The sequence below is a fragment of the Pseudaeromonas aegiceratis genome (genome assembly GCF_046254905.1).
Taxonomy (GTDB): Bacteria; Pseudomonadota; Gammaproteobacteria; order Enterobacterales; family Aeromonadaceae; genus Pseudaeromonas; species Pseudaeromonas aegiceratis.
This window is the reverse complement of record NZ_CP158016.1, coordinates 2,452,495-2,470,251: the sequence shown is the minus strand read 5'-3', so window position 1 is coordinate 2,470,251 and position 17,757 is coordinate 2,452,495. Positions and strand designations below refer to the sequence as shown.

General features: G+C 57.4%; 15 protein-coding genes. 13 read left to right on the top strand and 2 right to left on the bottom strand.

The genetic code is table 11. The annotated features are described in order from the left end of the window. Nucleotides 1-45: 45 nt before the first annotated feature. Entirely contained in the window at nucleotides 46-819 is a 774-nt protein-coding gene (gene gloB, locus ABHF91_RS11625) for a hydroxyacylglutathione hydrolase (RefSeq protein ID WP_409420446.1), read from the bottom strand. Between the two features lie 77 nt (nucleotides 820-896). Here gloB and ABHF91_RS11620 point away from each other — a divergent pair, with 77 nt between their 5' ends. Beyond that, entirely contained in the window at nucleotides 897-1,613 is a 717-nt protein-coding gene (locus ABHF91_RS11620; protein WP_409420445.1) for a class I SAM-dependent methyltransferase, read from the top strand. A 3-nt stretch (nucleotides 1,614-1,616) separates the two neighbouring features. On the opposite strand, the gene rnhA is transcribed toward ABHF91_RS11620, so the two are convergent. Continuing rightward, nucleotides 1,617-2,081 carry a ribonuclease HI gene (gene rnhA / locus ABHF91_RS11615; RefSeq protein WP_409420444.1) on the bottom strand — a complete coding sequence of 155 codons (465 nt, stop codon included), beginning with the start codon at nucleotides 2,079-2,081 and terminating at the stop codon, nucleotides 1,617-1,619. A gap of 57 nt (nucleotides 2,082-2,138) precedes the next feature. Between rnhA and dnaQ the strand changes: the two genes are divergently transcribed. From dnaQ to ABHF91_RS11555, 12 genes are all read left to right on the top strand, one after another. After that, on the top strand, nucleotides 2,139-2,867 hold the full coding sequence (dnaQ, locus tag ABHF91_RS11610) for a DNA polymerase III subunit epsilon (protein WP_409420443.1): 729 nt from the start codon (nucleotides 2,139-2,141) through the stop codon (nucleotides 2,865-2,867). Then, the gene (locus ABHF91_RS11605) at nucleotides 2,855-4,120 is read left to right on the top strand and encodes a TIGR03503 family protein (protein ID WP_409420442.1); all 1,266 of its coding nucleotides are present in this window, start codon (nucleotides 2,855-2,857) and stop codon (nucleotides 4,118-4,120) included. Before dnaQ ends, ABHF91_RS11605 begins: the two co-directional genes overlap by 13 nt. A gap of 529 nt (nucleotides 4,121-4,649) precedes the next feature. Next, nucleotides 4,650-5,858 (top strand): acetate kinase, encoded by a 1,209-nt coding sequence (locus tag ABHF91_RS11600; RefSeq protein ID WP_409420441.1) that lies wholly within the window; start codon nucleotides 4,650-4,652, stop codon nucleotides 5,856-5,858. 104 nt (nucleotides 5,859-5,962) lie between these two features. Next, nucleotides 5,963-6,985 carry a UDP-glucose 4-epimerase GalE gene (gene galE, locus ABHF91_RS11595; protein ID WP_409420440.1) on the top strand — a complete coding sequence of 341 codons (1,023 nt, stop codon included), beginning with the start codon at nucleotides 5,963-5,965 and terminating at the stop codon, nucleotides 6,983-6,985. Nucleotides 6,986-7,351: 366 nt separating this feature from the next. Then, nucleotides 7,352-8,662 carry a capsule assembly Wzi family protein gene (locus ABHF91_RS11590; RefSeq protein ID WP_409420439.1) on the top strand — a complete coding sequence of 437 codons (1,311 nt, stop codon included), beginning with the start codon at nucleotides 7,352-7,354 and terminating at the stop codon, nucleotides 8,660-8,662. Between the two features lie 36 nt (nucleotides 8,663-8,698). Continuing rightward, nucleotides 8,699-11,551, top strand: coding sequence for an SLBB domain-containing protein (locus ABHF91_RS11585; protein WP_409420438.1), 2,853 nt, complete (start codon nucleotides 8,699-8,701; stop codon nucleotides 11,549-11,551). Nucleotides 11,552-11,619: 68 nt separating this feature from the next. Further along, the gene (locus ABHF91_RS11580) at nucleotides 11,620-12,606 is read left to right on the top strand and encodes a Wzz/FepE/Etk N-terminal domain-containing protein (RefSeq protein WP_409420437.1); all 987 of its coding nucleotides are present in this window, start codon (nucleotides 11,620-11,622) and stop codon (nucleotides 12,604-12,606) included. Nucleotides 12,607-12,807: 201 nt separating this feature from the next. Beyond that, a complete protein-coding gene (locus ABHF91_RS11575) occupies nucleotides 12,808-13,011 on the top strand; it encodes a hypothetical protein (RefSeq protein ID WP_409420436.1) in 204 nt (67 codons plus the stop codon). A 75-nt stretch (nucleotides 13,012-13,086) separates the two neighbouring features. Continuing rightward, nucleotides 13,087-13,752, top strand: coding sequence for a YjbF family lipoprotein (locus tag ABHF91_RS11570; protein ID WP_409420435.1), 666 nt, complete (start codon nucleotides 13,087-13,089; stop codon nucleotides 13,750-13,752). Next, entirely contained in the window at nucleotides 13,749-14,513 is a 765-nt protein-coding gene (locus tag ABHF91_RS11565; RefSeq protein ID WP_409420434.1) for a capsule biosynthesis GfcC D2 domain-containing protein, read from the top strand. Before ABHF91_RS11570 ends, ABHF91_RS11565 begins: the two co-directional genes overlap by 4 nt. Continuing rightward, nucleotides 14,510-16,582, top strand: a complete 2,073-nt coding sequence (locus tag ABHF91_RS11560; protein ID WP_409420433.1) for a YjbH domain-containing protein — start codon at nucleotides 14,510-14,512, stop codon at nucleotides 16,580-16,582. Before ABHF91_RS11565 ends, ABHF91_RS11560 begins: the two co-directional genes overlap by 4 nt. Beyond that, nucleotides 16,575-17,753: an O-antigen ligase family protein gene (locus ABHF91_RS11555; protein ID WP_409420432.1), complete on the top strand. Its 1,179-nt coding sequence runs from the start codon at nucleotides 16,575-16,577 to the stop codon at nucleotides 17,751-17,753. Before ABHF91_RS11560 ends, ABHF91_RS11555 begins: the two co-directional genes overlap by 8 nt. The last annotated feature ends 4 nt before the right edge of the window (nucleotides 17,754-17,757 follow it).

Sequence of the window (17,757 nt, the reverse complement as noted above, 5' to 3'; positions counted from 1 at the left end):
ATCAACCTTTGGCAGTATTTAGCAACATATACGCCAGTTTTTCGGCTAAAAATTATTCTTTTTTTGCCGCAGCAAAACAAAGATCTCGATCTCGTTATTGCACTCGGACATGGCCATCATCTGAGCCGCGGCGCGCACGCTGGGCTGCTCGGTACGCAAAAAACAGTTGGTGGTCAGCTCTTCGGCCAGGGGAAAGGGCACGGTCGGCACCCCCTGACGCCGCAATTTGGCGCAACGGCGCACCCTTTCAAGCAGCGGCTGGTTGTCCGGCTCCACCGTGAGACAGAAGCGCAGGTTATCCCAGGTGTACTCGTGGGCACAGTACACCCAGGTCTCGGCGGGCAGGGCCTTGAGGCGCTGTAAGGATGCCAGCATCTGCTCGGCGGTGCCCCCCAGCAGGCGTCCGCAGCCGCCACCGAACAGCACATCACCGCAAAACAGTCCCAGGGAGCCATAAAAGCCGATGTGGCTCTGGGTATGGCCCGGCAGCGCCAACACCTGGAATTCCGTCTCCAGCTCCGGCAACGGCAGGCGGTCGCCATCGGTGAGGATTTGGAGGGCGCGCAGATGGTTCAGCTGAGGCTCGTTGGGGCCATACAGGCGGCAGTCGGGATGGGCGGCCAGCAGCTCGGTCACGCCGGCGACATGATCATCGTGGTGATGGGTAAGCAAGATGGCGGTCAGTCGCAGCCCTTGTTCCTTGAGGACCCGCTCCACCGGACGCGCTTCACCAGGGTCGACAACGACGGCGTATCCATCTTTCATCAGCAGCCAGATATAGTTATCCTGCCTAGACGATATGGTGATGATTTGAGCCATCCAACGGCATCTCCATACTTTGTTTGCATCCTTATATCGGGATTGACTGCCCGAGGCAATGCCAGACCGAGGTATCCGTGAAACCAGCCAGAACCGATCGGCCCCTGCATTATCCCGAGCGCTGGACGGATATTCCCCATGGGGAGTGGCTGGCCGCCGAGATCCAGGAGCGGCTCAACGCCTGGTGTCCCCTGCTATTTGGCTATCACCTGCTGAAGGTGGGGGCCCTCAGTGGCCAACTCTCCTGCGACTGTTCCGCCATCCGTCATCAATGCGCCCTGGGGTGCCAGGGGCAGGGGCTCAGCCTGCTGGGCCGGGAGGACGCGCTGCCGATCCAGACTGGCAGCGTCGATGCCTGCCTGCTGGCCCATACCCTGGATTACAGTCCGGATCCGCACCAGGTGCTGCGGGAGGTGGAGCGGGTGTTGACCGACGATGGCTGGGTCATCATCAGTGGCTTCAACCCCCATGGCTTGGTGGGCTTAGGGCGGCTGTGGCCACCGGCCAGGCGGGTGCAACCCTGGTGTGCGCGCATGTTTTCGCCGGAACGGGTGGAGGACTGGCTGCACCTGCTGGGCTTCGAGGTGCTGCGCCAGGAGCGATTTGGTTTCTCGGCCCTGTCGCGCCGCAGCCGTATCCAGTGGTGGAAGGAAAATCTGGGGCGGGACTACGCCGGTTACCTGGCCTCCGTCTACGTGCTGGCGGCGCGCAAGCGGCGGTTTCCCATGACCCCCATCACCCGGCTCGAGCGTCTGCGCAAGCCGGTGGCCATTCCCGGCATGGCGCGGGTTTAGCCCTCAGGGGCGATAACCGCTATCGGGCAGCAATTCCGCGCCGCTGGCGGCCTGACGGGCCAGTTCGTCGCAGCGTTCGTTCTCTGGGTGTCCCGAGTGACCCTTGACCCAGTGCCAGTCAATCTGATGGCGATTGGCCTGTTCATCCAGCGCCTGCCACAGATCCTGATTTTTCACCGGTTCCTTGCTGGCGGTGAGCCAGCCACGGCGCTTCCAGTTGGCCATCCACTGGGTGACGCCCTGTTTGACGTACTGGCTGTCGGTGGTGAGGATCACGTGACAACGGGCGTTGAGACTCTTGAGCCCGGCGATGACCGCCATCATCTCCATGCGGTTGTTGGTGGTGAGGGCATAGCCCTGGGATAGCTCCTTGCGGTGCTGTTGATAGACCAGTACGGCGGCATAGCCACCGGGGCCCGGATTGCCCAGGCAAGATCCATCCGTGTAGAGTGCGACCTGTTTTAGCATCTTGGCTGTTGTAAAATGGACAAATCGCGAGTTTGACATAAAAGGCTCTGGAACCCAATGCAGGCAAATCGCCAGATAGTACTGGATACCGAAACCACAGGGATGAACCAGGCGGGTGGCCCCCATTATCTGGGGCACCGCATCATTGAAATCGGCTGTGTCGAGGTGATCAATCGCCGACTGACCGGCAATCACTACCATGTCTACCTGAAGCCGGATCGGCTGGTGGATGAAGAGGCGATCCGGGTGCACGGCATCACGGACGATTTCCTGGCCGACAAGCCCCCCTTTGCTGCCGTCGCCCAGGAGTTTATCGAGTTTATCCGCGGTGCCGAACTTGTCATCCACAACGCGCCCTTCGACGTGGGCTTCATGGATTACGAGTTCGACAAGCTGGGGCTGGGCCTCAAGACCCGGGAGTTCTGCCAGGTCACCGATACCCTGACCATGGCGCGGAGTCTGTTTCCCGGCAAACGCAACTCCTTGGATGCCTTGTGCAGCCGCTATGGCATAGACAACTCCCACCGTACCCTGCACGGCGCCTTGCTGGATGCCGAGATCCTCGCCGACGTCTATCTGCTGATGACCGGGGGACAGACCCGACTCAATCTGGTGACGGCCGGCAGCGAGGTCAGCAGCGGTGGCCAGGTCGAAGCGCCGCGGCCCCTGACCCGGACCGGCCTCAATCTCAAGGTGCTGACGGCCTCGGCCGAGGAGCTGGCCGCCCATGAGCAGCGGCTGGATCTGGTGGCCAAGAAGGGAGGGCACTGCCTGTGGCGAGACTAATCTGCGGTCTCTGGCTGCTGTTGACGGCGGTGACGGGCTGGGCCAACGAGGTGTATGCCCCCTCCGACATTCCGCTGCTCGATAATCGCTTCCGCATCGACCCCAAGGTGGACGAGATCACCTTCTTCATCTACCGGGAGGCGGGGACGGCGCCGGCGATCCTAGTGCAACCCGATGGCAGCAAGCTCTATCATTTCCGCGCCCCCGAGTCGGTGCGCTGGCTGAGCCTGCCGGACAAGGATCTCATCACCATAGAACATCCCATGCCGGGCCCCTGGCAGACCATCGCCAAGGTGGATCCCCGCAACCGCATCCGCCTGGTGACGGATCTTGCCATGGCATTGGACAAGCTGCCGCTGCGGGTTTACAGCGGTGAACAGCTCAAGGTCACGGGGCGCCTGCTGGAGCATGGCAAGATACCCACGGATCCCTTTTACCTGTCGGATGTGGGCATGACCATGAAGCTGTTGTCCTTCGCCGGCAACGAGGTGGATCCCAGCGGGGAGCCCAAACTGGTCGGTCGCTTCAAGGACAACGGCCGGGATCTGGATGAGAAGCCCGAAGATGGGGTGGTCACCGCCCGGATGGATATGACCGGCATCGAGGGGGGCAAGTATCGGGCTGTGATCAGTACCGGTAACGAGATCTTTGTGCGCAGCCAGTTCCAGACCCTGCTGGTGTACCCCTTGCCGGTGCGGGTGGAACAGTCACCGGCCACCAATGAGTACGGTCCCCGGCTTAATTTCTATCTCGATGAAGAGGAGCTGCTGCCTGCCAGCGTGGCCATTCGTGGCAGCGTGGTGGGGGAATTCGATGAAGGCGAGCAGTTTGCCGTGCAAGGGGCGGCGGACCCCCACCTGGCGATACAGCTCAAGCGGCCGGCGCTGGAAGGGCGTTACACCATCAATATGACCCTGTTTGGCACCACCAAGAACGGTCATCGGGAGGTGATGATCAAGCTGCCCCCCGAAGAGTTCAACATCTATCCCGTGGTCAAGCCGGTGGCAGTCAGCGCGGCCAGCATGGCGGTTGTACCCGAGCCGGTAGCTGAACCCAAGCGCAGTCTGCTATGGCTGTGGCTCACCCTGGGGGGCATTGCCTTGTTGGGGGCGGGAGCCGGGCTGCTGTTCTGGCTTAAGCAGCGGGCCCTGCGCCGGGCATTGCTACAAGCCGAACCGGATCTCTTTGCACCGGTTGATGACAAGCCTAAGTCCCCCGAGGCGGATGAGCTGGATCTGAACCGACTCGACTAGTCCGTATCCGTTGCCCGACGACGGAGGGCGGGGTGCGATAACGCGTGCACCCGTAATACCCGTGTTCACCCATCAAGCAGAAGGCGTGCCCTTCTGCTTGATGGGCTGGCCGATGGGATAGCCGGTTAAGTCCGGTACTAGGTGTCTTATCCGACAGGGAAAAGTAAGCGGTTGGATCAATTCCCCTGCATTTTGTGGCAAAAAAGCCCGGCTACGGTAGGCCATTAAGGTTTTCGCTCGGCCAGCAAGATGGTAGTTTAAGCGTGATCTGGATCCTGTCTGGGCCGTTTACATGGCGTTTTTGCGTCCTCAACGCTCAACGTTGGCATGGTTCCTGTGGTGTTGGCCGATGGAGTGTGCCTTCATCTGCTCAACATCTCTAGCAGCACCCGGTGGAGCGAGAGGATCTGTCCTCACCTGTACCCGAGGGGCGATTTTGGTGGGCCATCGCTGAGCCGTGCGCGCGTCACGGTTCACCCTGACCTAAATCGGCTGTGGCGCCCGGCGTCAAAAGCATTGTGAGGAGAGAATGGAAAAAACGTTTGAACAGGCCGTACTGGTACTTAACTGTGGTAGTTCTTCCCTGAAATTTGCCGTGGTGGATCCGGCAACCGGTGAGCAACATCTGACTGGTTTGGCGGAAGCCCTGGGACTGCCAGAAGCCGAGATCAGCTGGCGCTTCGGCAGTGCGGATAAGCAAAAATCCCCTCTGACTGCCGGTGCCGATCACACTCAAGCCCTGCAATTCCTCGAAGAGGTGGTGTTCAAGGGTCAGGATGCCATGACCAATGCCCTGGTGGCGGTCGGTCACCGTGTCGTCCATGGGGGGGAGCTGTTCAGCCAACCTGAGCTGATCACCGACGAGGTGGAAGCCGGTATCGAAAAGTGCATCCCCTTCGCACCGCTGCATAACCCCGCGCACCTGCTGGGTATCCGTGCCGCCCGTCGTCTCTTCGCCCAACTGCCCCACGTCGCCATCTTCGACACCGCCTTCCACCAAAGCATGCCGGCCTCTGCGTTCATGTATGCCATTCCCAACAAGCTGTACAAGGAACATGGCATGCGGCGCTATGGTGCCCACGGTACCAGTCACTACTATGTGGCAGGCGAAGCCGCCAAACTGCTGGGCAAGCCGGTGGAACAGGTGAATGTCATCACAGCCCACCTGGGCAACGGTGGCTCCCTGTGTGCGGTCAAGGGTGGCAAGAGCATCGACACCAGCATGGGCATCACGCCACTGGAAGGGCTGATGATGGGCACCCGCTGCGGTAGTGTCGATCCCTCCCTGGTGTTCTTCATGGTGGATGAGCTGGGCTACAGCCTGGATCAGGTCAAGGACGTGCTGAACAAGCAGTCCGGCCTGCTGGGGGTTTCCGGCAAGACCAGCGACTTCCGCGGTATCACCGAAGGGCTGGAGCAGGGTGATGAGAGCTGTGTGCTGGCCTTTGAGATGTACTGCTATCGACTGGCCAAGTTCATTGCCTCCTACTACGTGCCCTTGGGCCGCGTGGATGCCCTGGTGTTTACCGGCGGTATCGGGGAGAACTCCCTGGTGATGCGCAGCAAGGTTCTGAGCCTGCTGGAGGGCTTCGGTTTCAAGGAAGACGCCCAGGGCAACGCCGCCGCGCGCTTTGGCCAGGCGGGTCTCATCACAGAAGAGGGCAGCGTCAAAGCCTTCGTGATCCCCACCAACGAAGAGCTGGTCATCGCCCGCAGTGCCGCGGCCTTCGCCGGCTAAGGTCAAGACAATTTTGATAATCCAGGCCAGTAGCAAAAACTGGCCATATTGAGTCGGGGCCGGTACACTGGCCCCGACTTTTTATAATTATATTAATCAGCACGATGGATAAAAAACGGACAGTCTTGGTCACAGGAGGCGCCGGCTATATCGGCAGCCATACCGTGGTGGCCTTGTTACAGGCCGGCATGGAGCCGGTTATCGTCGATAATCTCTGCAATGCCAAGCCGCAGGTGCTGCAACGCATCGAGCAGATCACCGGGCAGAAGCCGATCTTCTACCAGGCCGATGTGCGGGACCCCGTGGCCCTGCAACAGGTATTCGCGTCCCATTCTATCGACTCGGTGATCCACTTCGCCGGACTCAAGGCGGTGGGCGAGTCCAGCCGCATTCCCCTGACCTATTACCAGAACAACATCGCCGCTACCCTGACCCTGTGCGAGGTGATGGCACAAAACCAGGTGTTTGACCTGGTGTTCAGCTCGTCCGCTACCGTGTATGGCGATCCCGCCTCAGTGCCTATTCGCGAGGATTTCCCCCTTTCTGCCACCAATCCCTATGGTCGCTCCAAGTTGATGGTGGAAGAGATACTGCAGGATATGGTCAAGGCCGATCCCCGCTGGGGCGTGGTGCTGCTGCGCTACTTCAACCCAGTCGGTGCTCATGAGTCTGGCCTGATTGGTGAAGATCCCAATGGTATCCCCAATAACCTGTTGCCCTATATCAGCCAGGTGGCGGTGGGGCGGCTGACCCAATTGTCGGTATTTGGCGACGACTATCCGACGGCGGACGGTACCGGGGTCCGGGATTATATCCATGTGGTGGATCTGGCGGATGGCCATCTCAAGGCCCTTACCCGGCTGCGACAGGCGCGTGGTGTCCACACCTATAACCTGGGGACCGGCCAAGGGTATTCGGTCCTGCAGATGATCCAGGCGTTTGAGGCGGCTTCCGGCAAACCGGTTCCTTATCGTATCGTGGCCCGGCGGCCCGGTGACATCGCCGAATGCTGGGCGGAACCGGCGCTGGCGGCGACCGAGTTGGGCTGGCAGGCCCAGCGGGGTCTCGACCAGATGATGCGGGATACCTGGCGCTGGCAGCAGCAAAACCCCATGGGTTATGAGTGATATTGGGCTTGGCTAGCCCCATGAAATCTAAGCGAAAGTTACGCTGGTTTCATGGGGCTGGCCGGGTATAATCTTTACCTGAAATTACACAAAACCTCGATATCTACGCTGGCACGGGCACTAGACTGGTTCGATTGTGATGTGGCGCTGCATTAATGCCTGCCATTAACCTTTCTGTTTGTTCCCTGCCAATGAATCGGGTGCCGATGATGCCTTGGCCCATCGGCGTTTGCGTTGGTTGATCGCCGGCGCCATGATAACGAGCACCTTTCATCCGCGGTGTGGCAGCGGCAAGCCAGGGGCGGTAGCCTGGGCCGAGCCCAACGCATCATATTTTAACTCTTTGTTTTGCAAGGATTGCCGATCTTGGTTTCACGCAAACTGCTGGCTGTATGGCTGGTGCTGACCGGGGTGGCGGCCGCTCAGGCGTCTCCCTGGCTCGAAGCTGATGATCCCTACCTGCGCAGCGACGTGCAGTTTCTGGCCGATCGTGGACTCTTGGTGATGCCCACCAATGCCTTTCCTATTCGCTGGCGTCTGCTGGCTAACGCGCTCACGGCCATCGATGTGACGAGCCTGTCACCCGCCGAGGCCCTGGCCTACCGGCATGTGCAGTACCGGCTCGATAGTGACCGCTTGGGCCGGGGCAGCAGTCATCTGCGGTTGAGTGGTGCGAGTCATGCTGACGCCGGACGGCAGGGGTTTGGTTGGCATCCCCGTACCGAATATGGCATCCAGGCCAGCCACGAGGTGTTGACCGAGCATTATGCCATCCGATTGGCCGCCGGCTATCAGCAGGCGGATGATCATGATGATCGTTGGGATTATCAAGGCAGCTACCTGGCCCTGGGGTCGGGGGATCTCAATTTGGTGGTGGGCTGGCTGGATCGCTGGTGGGGACCTGGGTGGCAAACGGCCTTGAGCCTGTCAGAACAGGCGGCCCCACTGCCGGCGGTGGCGGTGAATTACCTGGCTCCTGACGTGCCCTTGTTGGGCAGTCTCTGGGGTGAGAGCCTGGTGGCCAAGCAGGATAATGCGGCTGACAATGACCTGCTATGGGCCAATCGGCTGGTGGCCCGACCCAGTAGCCTGGTGCAACTGGGGCTGAGTTATCAGAACTGGTTCGGTGGCGGTGACGGTTCCCAGCTGAGTCAGTTTGCCGATGCGGTGACCGATGATAATCAGCTGGGGCGCTGGAGTTGGGATCTGCGGCTGGCCCATGGACTACCCGGTGGCGGCTCCGGCGGTCTCTATACCCAGCAGGCCAAGAGTTTGGCCGCCGGGCCGGATTATCAGCTGTGGGGCGCGGATGGCCAGTGGCTGTTGGATGACACAATGGTCCGTTTCGTCCTGGAATACAGCCAGGCCGATGGCGACCCCCCTACCGCAGAACAGCAGGAGCGACTCCAGCATAAGGAGTATGCCATCGCCGATTGTCCCGACGGCAAGCGTTGGCATCTGGGAACCTATGTTCAGTTGCCCAATGATCACCAGGTTTCCCTGTTCTGGCAGACGGTTCGCGACAGCGATACCCTGCCTGGCGACAGTTGGACGGCGCAATATGTATTGCCCGCCTTGGCTGGCCGGCTGACGTTCAACCTCAGTGGTTTTGAGCATCAGACGGTCGATGAGGACAGGATCAGCGCTGGCCTGGTCTACGAATATCGCTTCCATTAATCGACCCATAAAATGAATCATAGGATTGCAGTGACAATGAGACTGAGGAGCATGAAGGCCGCCCTGTTTGCCGCGGCATTCAATCTTGCGCTGATGCCGGCTCATGCCGCCATACCCGCCAACACGATGGCCCAGTTTAGCCAGCTATCTTCTGCCCAACAGGAGGCGGTTGCCGCTCAATATGGTCTGGATGTCAATGATCTCCGTGGCCAAGATACCACGGTTCAGGAACAGCCCATCAATCCCAGCCTGAGCGCGCGTCAGCTGCAGCCCGGGATGGCTAGCCAGCGGCCCCAATTGCAGCAGGCTAATCAGGATGGGCTGGATGCGCCGTTGCAACCCTTCGGCTATAACGTGTTTGCTGCGCAGCCCACCTCGCAAACCCCGCTGGCCGATATTCCCGTACCGGATGATTATGTGGTAGGGCCGGGAGATGAGCTGCGCATCCAGCTGTTTGGCAAGGAAAATGCCAACTACCGCTTGACGGTCAATCGTGAGGGGAGCGTCGACTTTCCCAAGTTGGGCCCCATCAGTGTGGCAGGCCTGACCTTTCGCCAGGTCAGCGACACTCTGCAATCCCGGGTGGCTGAGCAGTTTATCGGGGTGGAGGCGGCCATCAGCTTCGGCACGCTGCGCACCATGCAAATCTTTGTCATGGGGGATGCGTATCAACCGGGAGCTTACAACGTCAATGCCCTGACCACGGTCACCCAGGCGCTGCAGATTGCCGGCGGGATCGACACAGTCGGCTCCCTGCGCAAGGTGCAGGTCAAACGTGGTGGCCAGATGGTCCAGCAGGTGGATCTGTACAAGCTGCTGATCTGGGGCAACAGTGAGGATGACATTCGGTTGCGCCCTGGCGATACGGTGTTTATTCCTGCCAAAGGGGTTGAGGTCAGCATCGCAGGGCTGGTGAAGCGTCCGGCTATCTATGAGTTGTCCGGTCCGGCGGCTCTGAGCAACGTGCTTGGCCTGGCGGGGGGACTCAAGGCGGAGGCACTCAAGGCGGTGAGCGTGACGCGACGCACCGAAAGCGGTCTCAAGATGTTCACCCTGGATCTGGCCAAAAGCGCCGATCGAGGTTTTACCATCCGGGATGGTGACAAGATTGAGCTGCTGCCCACCACCACCGAATACAGCACGGCCATTGCCCTCAAGGGGGCTGTGGTCCGGGAAGGGGCGTACAGCTACCAATCTGGGATGCGGATCAGCCAGCTGATCAAGGACTCCCGTCGTGATCTGAAGGCCACGGCGGATCTGGATTACGCCCTGGTGGTGCGGGAGATCAACCCGCAGCATGAAATTGAAGTCCACCAGTTCAACCTTGGCCGTGCCATCAGTGTCCCCGGCAGCGCGGATGATCTGCTGCTGCAGGCGCGGGATCAGGTGCTGATCTTCAGCCGTGCCGGCAATAACGACTTCGCGGATCCCTCCGCCACCAAGCTGGCCGAGGATGCTCAAAAGCGCCAACAACGCTTGGCCAACCAGCCCTATGCCGGCCAAGGGATGATGGCTAATCAAGGGATGATGGCCAATCAGGCAGGTGTTGCCCAAGCGGCGTTTGCTCAAGGAAACGGCCAGCAGGCCTATGCGGGGACCGGCAATCAGCAGCAGTTGGCCGCCAGCGGTACCCAGCTGACTCAGGCTCAGCAGCAAAGTGCCCAGCTGGCCAGCGCGACGGCACGGGCTCAGGCTCAGGATCAGATGGTGCTGGATCCACAGACCGGTGCCCTGGTTTCTGTCAGTGACTTGACGGATAAGGGCAATGTGACCCTGACCCAGGTGGCGAAGTCGGTGGGCATGATCAGCCTGGCGGCGGATAGCCGTGAGGCGTTGCTGCAGTCGGTGCTTGACAAGTTGAAGGCCCAGGCCAGTCGTCAACATCCGGTACAGATCGCCGAGGTGCGCGGTGAGGTGAAATTCCCGGGCGTCTATCCGATTGGCAGTAATAGCTCGCTTGCCGATCTGGTTGCTGCGGCGGGGGGGCTCAGTGAGCCGGCCTATGTGGCCGAACTGTCACGCATTCAGGAGCAGGCCGACGGTGGGCTCAGCATAGTGCACCAGCGTTATGCTTTGAGCGACATTGCCAAGCTCAACGGCGCGCCCCGCGCCAAGTCCAAAGACAGCCTGAGCATATTGGCGAATCCGGACTGGCGGGAGGAGGCTACAGTACAGCTGTTTGGCGAGGTGAAGTACCCTGGCACCTACACGGTGCGGCGGGGGGAAACCATTGGCAGCCTGCTGCAACGGGCTGGCGGTTTGACCGATTACGCCAATGCCAAGGGGGTGATCTTCGCCCGGGAGTCCCTGCGCAAGCAGGAGGCGGACCGTCTCCAGTTCATCAAGGGGCAGTTGCGCCAGGAGATCTCCACACTGGCGCTGCGTCGGCAGACGAGCTCGGCTACCTACCGCACCTCCCCCACGGAGGCGGTGGGACTGGTGGATCAATTGGAGAACACCCAGGCCATTGGACGTATGACCATCAATTTGCCGGCCATACTGGCGGGGCAGAAAAACATGGATCTGATCCTGGAGAACGGCGACAAGCTGTATGTGCCCACCTTCCAGAATGTCATCTCTGTGGTGGGCCAGGTACAGCTGCCTTCCTCCCATATCTTCGAGCCGGGTATGAGTGTACAGGATTACCTGGACAAGGCCGGTGGCACCAAGAAGCAGGCGGATACGGATCGCATCTATGTGATCAAGGCCGATGGCTCAGTGATGCTGCCCGACTCCAGCTACTGGTTTAGCCGCCGCAGTGGCGCACTGGAACCGGGTGACACCATAGTGGCGCCCATCGATTCGGATTACCTGGATACCTTGAGCACCTGGACCTCCGCCACCCAGATGCTGTATCAGCTGGGCGTGGCCTGGTCGGCGATCAACTAAGCATCAGTGCGGCACGCCTTGGCGTGCCGCCGGGTTTGGCGAATGTAAGCAATCAAGAAGCGGACTGCATGAAAAAAGATGAGATGATGATGTCGCCGACGCCCTGGACGGCTCACGACGGTGACGATGAGATCGATTTAAGGGAGCTGCTGGCCGCCTTATGGCGAGGCAAGTACTGGATCCTAGCTAGTGCAATTTTAGGCGCTGGCCTGGCTGTAGCGGTGGCCCTCTTGTTACCAAATATCTACCACGCCGAAGCCACCCTAGCTCCTTCAGAAGAACAACAAGGAGGTGGTCTTAGCTCGTTGGCTGGTCAGTTTGGTGGCTTGGCCAGTCTGGCGGGGGTTAATTTGGGTGGCACAGGTAGAACTGACAAGACGGGGTTGGCGGTGGCGGTGGCGCAGTCTCGTCACTTCCTGACCGGCTTCGTCCGCCGCCATCGGTTGGAGGTGGCCATCATGGCTGCTACCGGCATGGATAAAGGCACAGGTGAGCTCACCATTGATCCCGAACTCTATGATGTTACCCAGAAGAAATGGGTGCGTGAGGCTAAACCCGGGCGGAGCGTAGAGCCCAGCGACTGGGAGCTGTTTAGAGTTTTCTCCAAACTGATCAGCGTGGAGCAGGACAAGAAAACCGGCCTGGTCACCATCGGCGTTGACTATTTCTCTCCTGAACTGGCCAAGCAGTGGGTGGATTGGCTGGTGGCGGATCTCAATGCCGTGATGAAACAGCGGGATCTTACCGACACCCAGCGCAACATCGCCTATCTCAAGGATCAGCTGGCCAAGACCTCGGTGGCCGATATGCAGACGGTGTTTTACAAGCTTATCGAAGAGCAGACCAAGACACTGATGCTGGCCGAGGTGAACCCGGATTATGTTTTCAAGACCCTGGATCCGGCGGTGGTCCCCGAGGAGAAGGCCAAGCCAAAGCGGGCCTTGATCGCCGTGTTGGGTACCTTGCTAGGGGGCATGTTGGGGGTGATGTTGGTACTGGTGCGCCATGCCCTAAGGCGGAACGGTCAAGACAACGCCGGGCTGACGGTCAGTTAATTGCTCAAGTCACGTACAGGTAACTACAAATAATCAGATAGGGCTCAAATTGTTTACTAATGAGTCTTGTCGGTACAGAATTGAGGCGACCACGAGGTACATCACGTTATACTTGTGGGGCTTCAACTTTGGGGGAGGGTCAGTCAGTTGCTGATTGGCGTTGCTCTCCGATGTAATAACAAGTCAAACGAGGATGACTCCATGAATAAGATTGTTGCTACTCTGGCCGCTGCCCTGGTCCTGACCAGCGGTGTTGCCTTTGCTGAAGATCCTGCCGATGCGGCCTTGGGTGCTACCGGTGCCGGTGTCGGTGTCGGCGCTGCTGCCATTGCCGTTGCGGTCGCCGCTTCCGATGGTTCCGACAACACAGCTACCAGCACCAGCACTGTTACGTCTACCAACTAAGTCACAGTGATCTCTAAAACCGCCCCCTAGGGGCGGTTTTGTTATTTTCATTCCTGACAGAGTGACCCAAGCCTTATGGCCAAAATCTTCCCTGCCTTCGTGCTGCTGTGCGCCTCCTGGCTAATCGGCTGCAGCCAGCATACCGGTGATGCCTATCTTGATAGCGTCACTGTCGCCTTGCTGGGTATGCCGGATGTCGAGTTAAGTGCCGAGCAGATCGCGAATGTCCCCTATCCGAATGCCTATCTGACGGTGGGGAAACTCCCCCGCGCCTTCGTGGTGCTTAACTATGCCGAGCATGGGCAGCTCAAATGGATTTCAGCCGATCACAACCTGTTTGTGATGCAGCAGGGCCGCTGGGTGAAGACCATAGGGCTTGAGGTCAACCTGTCACATATTGAATCAAGTCATCTGGATCCCTTGGCGGATGGTCTGCATCTGGATGGGGCCACCTGGCACTGGCACGCCGATTGGGACCAAGACTATACCAGCGGGCGTGACTTGATCTCCCGCTTTAAGGTTCTGGGCATGGAATCGGTGGCTGTGGGGCCAGACAAACGACAACTGCTGGCGGTCGAAGAACAGGTCTCCGAGGTGCAGGGGGAGTTTAGCTACCGCAATCACTATTGGCTGGATCCCAATTCCGGCGCCGTGATCAAGAGTCGCCAGCGAATGGGACCCAAGTTGCCAGAATTGGAATTTGTCTTGCTGAAGCCATTCAGTCCGAAGGAGTCCTTATGATGGCTGGCTTTATCAGATATTCTGCCATTGCCCTGCTGGTTGTCACGAATTTTGCTCAGGCATCGGTGGAACTGCGCATCATGGGCCCCGGGGGGGACCGGCGTGTCAGTCTGCCTGATGGGTCTCGTTTGGCTGACGCGCTGCTGTTGCCGGACGTACAAGCCCCTGGCTACAACCCCTGCGGCAGTATCAGCACTCCGGCACTCGATGATCAGCTGCAGACGGCTAAGCAGGCCTTGTTGGCGCGGTTAGATACGCTCTACTACCAATTGGTTGCCGACTCTCAAAGCGAGATGGCCATGGCGGTGAAACAGCTCAAGCAGCAATTGGACAAACAGCTGCAACATGGGGCGATCCGAGTTTCCTTGGATCCGGATCGTCTACGCATCCGGCAGGCGGAAAATCTGCTTCTTTCCGGTGAATACCGCCTCTATCTGCCGAGCTGCAAGCCGGAGCTGATGTTGCTGGGAGCGGTGCACTCGCCCGGTCCTCAACCCCTGGTGGCTGGGCAACGCCTGGCGGATTACCTCAAGCATGATGTGCTCCAGCCCTGGGCTGACGCAAGCTGGGCCTGGTACCTGGATGGCCGGCATGAGGCCAAACAAATCGGTACGGACTACTGGAACAGCAAGCACAGAGAGGCGGCCGCAGGGGCCGTGCTGTTCGTGGGATTCGATGAAGATGTTCTGCCGGACGGATATGGTGATATTAATCAGGCGATCGTTACCGCATTGCAGCAAGGGATGGGAACTCAACCATGATGTTTAGAATGAGCCTGGTCGCCTTGGCCTGCTGTACTGCTTTTACGGCACAAGCTGACGACTACAATCCTCGCTTGGATGGCATTGGCCCTTCGCAGGGGGATTTTGGCGGGGTTGGTCTGCTGCAGATGCCCACGGCCCGCATGGCCCGTACCGGGGAATTCAGTGTCAACTATATGGACAACGAGCAGTATCGCCGTTGGTCGACTTCGATCCAGGTCTTCGACTGGCTGGAGACCACGCTGCGCTACACCGATGTTCGCACCCGGCTCTATAGTAGCCATCCAGATTTCAGCGGCGATCAGACCTATAAGGACAAGGGCATCGACTTCAAGCTACGGCTGTGGCAGGAGAGTCACTGGTTGCCTCAGGTCGCATTAGGGGTGCGGGATTTTGCTGGCACTGGGCTGTTTGACAGTGAGTTTCTGGTGGCCAGCAAGGCCTGGGGACCGTTGGATTTTACCCTGGGTATGGGCTGGGGCAATATGGCCGAAAGCGGCAATATCAAGAATGCCTTCTGCTCAGCGGCTGACAAATTCTGTCAACGCAGTGGCTTTGACGGCATTCCCGGTGATTTCGAGTTTGGCAATCTGTTTCACGGCCCCGCCGCCCTGTTCGGCGGTATCGAGTATCAGACGCCCTGGCAGCCGTTGCGCCTGAAGCTGGAATACGATGGTAACGACTATAGCAACGAAACCGCCGGTACCATCAAGCAGGATTCGCCCATCAATGTTGGTGCTGTCTATCGGTTGTTCGAGTCGGTGGATACCCACCTCAGCTATCAGCGTGGCAATACCTGGATGTGGGGCGTTACCCTGCGGACTAACTTTAACGACTTGACCCAAAATCATCTGGACGAGCCGCGCCCTAAGTCTGCCCCTGGCAACACGAATGGGGCTGACTCCCAGGCCTTGATGACATCACTGCAGCACAATGCCGGCTTCAAACAGGCGCGCCTGTATCAGGATGGCGATAGCCGGTTAATCCTGGAAGGGGAGCAGGGGAAATACCGGGACAAGGTCGAAGGGGAGCAAAGAGCGGTCACTCTGCTGGCCAATCAGCTGCCGGTACCTGCCGAACAGTATCGTATCGTCTACACCAAGAATGGGCTGCCGGTGGACGAGGCGGTCATCGATGCCAAGCAGTGGCAGGCGCAACAGGCCGGCGAGGTATTGGGACAGCCCAAGGCAGAGACAACCCAAAGAGCGAATGCCGGTTCGCCACAAGGAAATCTGCTGGCCGATAACACCCAGCGGCTTACCTACAGCTGGAAGCCGCAACTGCAGCAGTCCTTCGGTGGTCCCGAATCCTTCTACCTCTATCAATTCGGCATCAATGGCAATGGGGATTTCAAGTTCACCGACAACCTGAGTCTGGGGGGAACCCTCTACTGGAACTGGTTCGATAACCTGGACAAGTTTAATTACACCACGCCGCCGTCCAATACGGATGCCTTGCCCCGGGTGAGGACCTGGATCCGTGAATATGTCAGTTCTTCCGATCTGCTGCTCACCAATCTGCAACTGACCGCCATGGGCCGTCTGGCGCCTGATTGGTATGCCCAGGTCTATGCGGGTTACCTTGAGATGATGTATGCCGGCGTCGGCAGCGAAGTGCTCTATCGCCCCTATGGCAAGAGCTGGGCGCTGGGCGCCAATGGTAACTATGTACGCCAGCGTGACTGGAATAACACCATGCGGCTGGCCGACTATAAGACATTCACCGGCCATGCCACCCTGTATTGGCAACTGCCCTATCTGGATCAAAGCTTGGCCAAGATCAGCGTGGGTCAGTATCTGGCCAAGGACAAGGGGGTTACCATAGATCTCTCCCGCCGGTTTGACAGCGGTATCGTGGCCGGCGCCTATGCCACCTTCACCGATGTAACGGCCGAAGAATATGGGGAAGGCAGCTTTACCAAGGGCTTCTATATCACCATTCCTTTCGATCTGTTGCTGGTTAGGCCGACAACTGGGGTGGGTACTATCGGTTGGACTCCACTAACTAGAGATGGTGGGCAAATGCTGAGTAGGCATTATTCCATGTATGAAATAAGTGATAATGAATAAAAGAAATAATTCTCTTGTTGTTTTTTTGTTACTCGTTTCTTGTGGGTACAAAATATTTGGTGTAATAACAACATCCGATATGACAATGCTGCTGGTTGCAGGCTTTACTGTTTGTAAAAATAATTTTGAGGTGAGCAGAAAACTACTCTGGTTCTTGATTTTTTTTACATTGATAATGCCAACTCTTTCATTAGGAGTAAATGCAACTAATGAGATTGAATTTCTGAAAAGCCTACTTCAATTATTTTTGTATGTATTCAGTGCCGGCATGGTCATGTCTTACTATCTAAAAAGACTTGAGCTAAGTGAGATTGAAACAGCATATGTGAAATTTGGCTTAGTAAGTTCGTTGCTTGTTTTAGTACAGTGGTATGTCTATTTTTTTTATGATATTAATATTTTTTCTTATATTTCCACATGGGGTGGTAAAAGCAGTTGGATTGAGAACTATATAAGAATTGCCGGATTGACATTGCACTATAATCAGTTGGCAATCATATTGTGCCCTCCATTTGTCATGTCTCTTGAAAAAAAGAAGGTTGCTGTATCAGTAATCATTTTTATTGCATTGCTTTGCTCTGGTTCAAGAATTGGTTTGGCTTGTGCTCTCTTTTCGGTCTACATTTACTTGCTAAAGCATGGAAAGGTTACACTATTTCTCACATTGTCTATTATTGGTTTCATGGCTATATCATACTTAGCAACAACCGATATTTTTATAAAAAGGTTTTCATTTCTGATCTCTGGTGAACTCGATGGTTCAACCTTACAACGATTTGACCTATGGCGAGCAGCTCTGGAACTGTATAGAGAACATTGGGTCTTTGGTGTAGGGCCAGGGCAGTATCGGGATATACTCAAAGTCGATAATGTTGAAAGTGGTGTTATCGATATTCTCCTTAATTATGGAGTGGTCGGTGTTTTATGTTTCATTTTCATTATTATTAGATCGATCCCCGTTGGTTTCAGAGATGAATTGTTTGGCTTTAAATTTTCCATGCTTCTAGTCTTCATTCAAAACATGGTTCAGCCATTTTTATTTATGAGCATAATTGGCTCACTATTCTGGTTGCTATTTATGACAATTTTTTTGCATAAGAATGAAGGTAAATCCTCACAATCTAAATCTAAAATATGCCAAATTTGTAGTGGCACAGAATTGAATGCATGAAAAT

Bases quoted from the DNA above. Each gene is read 5' to 3' on its own strand.
- ABHF91_RS11565 (WP_409420434.1), top strand. From the start codon at position 13,749: ATGATGGCTGGCTTTATCAGATATTCTGCCATTGCCCTGCTGGTTGTC.
- ABHF91_RS11570 (WP_409420435.1), top strand. From the start codon at position 13,087: ATGGCCAAAATCTTCCCTGCCTTCGTGCTGCTGTGCGCCTCCTGGCTA.
- ABHF91_RS11600 (WP_409420441.1), top strand. From the start codon at position 4,650: ATGGAAAAAACGTTTGAACAGGCCGTACTGGTACTTAACTGTGGTAGT.
- gloB (WP_409420446.1), bottom strand. From the start codon at position 819: ATGGCTCAAATCATCACCATATCGTCTAGGCAGGATAACTATATCTGG.
- rnhA (WP_409420444.1), bottom strand. From the start codon at position 2,081: ATGCTAAAACAGGTCGCACTCTACACGGATGGATCTTGCCTGGGCAAT.
- ABHF91_RS11585 (WP_409420438.1), top strand. From the start codon at position 8,699: ATGAGACTGAGGAGCATGAAGGCCGCCCTGTTTGCCGCGGCATTCAAT.
- galE (WP_409420440.1), top strand. From the start codon at position 5,963: ATGGATAAAAAACGGACAGTCTTGGTCACAGGAGGCGCCGGCTATATC.
- ABHF91_RS11560 (WP_409420433.1), top strand. From the start codon at position 14,510: ATGATGTTTAGAATGAGCCTGGTCGCCTTGGCCTGCTGTACTGCTTTT.
- ABHF91_RS11580 (WP_409420437.1), top strand. From the start codon at position 11,620: ATGAAAAAAGATGAGATGATGATGTCGCCGACGCCCTGGACGGCTCAC.
- ABHF91_RS11555 (WP_409420432.1), top strand. From the start codon at position 16,575: ATGAATAAAAGAAATAATTCTCTTGTTGTTTTTTTGTTACTCGTTTCT.
- dnaQ (WP_409420443.1), top strand. From the start codon at position 2,139: ATGCAGGCAAATCGCCAGATAGTACTGGATACCGAAACCACAGGGATG.
- ABHF91_RS11575 (WP_409420436.1), top strand. From the start codon at position 12,808: ATGAATAAGATTGTTGCTACTCTGGCCGCTGCCCTGGTCCTGACCAGC.